This is a genomic window from Bradyrhizobium sp. SRL28, assembly GCF_018596315.1.
Taxonomy (GTDB): domain Bacteria; phylum Pseudomonadota; class Alphaproteobacteria; order Rhizobiales; family Xanthobacteraceae; genus Bradyrhizobium.
Genome location: NZ_JAHEAG010000213.1, coordinates 1 through 536 on the forward strand (window position 1 = coordinate 1; position 536 = coordinate 536).

The following is a 536-nucleotide window of genomic DNA, read 5'->3' on the forward strand; positions in this document are numbered from 1 at the left end:
CAGGGTGTCGCGCCAATACTGCGCCTGCTTCTGCAGCCGTTCCCCCGACAGCCACTGCCGTTGCCAGGCGGCATAATCCGGATATTGGATTGCCAGCGGCGGCAAAGGATCGTCCTGTCCAGCCTCAAACGCCCGGTAAAGCTGACTGAGTTCACGCACCAGCACGCCCAGCGACCAGCCGTCCGAGACGATGTGATGCTGGGTCAGCAGGAAGACGTGTTCCTCATCCGACATCCGGATCAGACGCCCGCGGATCAGCGGCCCGCGCGCAAGATCGAACGGCGTGCCTGCCTCTTCATGGCACAGCTCCAGAAGCGCCGCCTCAGCATCCGGCCGGCCCCGCAGATCGTGCTCGAGCACCGGCAGCCCCGCATCCGCCGGCAGAACCTCAACCCGGGGCTTGCCCTCCGGTGCGACAAAGACACTGCGCAGCGCCTCATGACGGGCAAACAAACGGTCAAGGCTGCGCTGCCAGGCGCTGCGGTCGAGCGCCCCACGCAGCCGCCACGCCAGCGGAATGTGATAGGTCGTGCTGC

Annotated in this window: 1 protein-coding gene; it reads right to left on the reverse strand. The window is 66.2% G+C overall.

The window, feature by feature from the left end; genetic code table 11:
* The coding region (locus KIP88_RS46040; RefSeq protein ID WP_214494657.1) for a condensation domain-containing protein at positions 1 to 536 on the reverse strand (536 nt) is incomplete at both ends.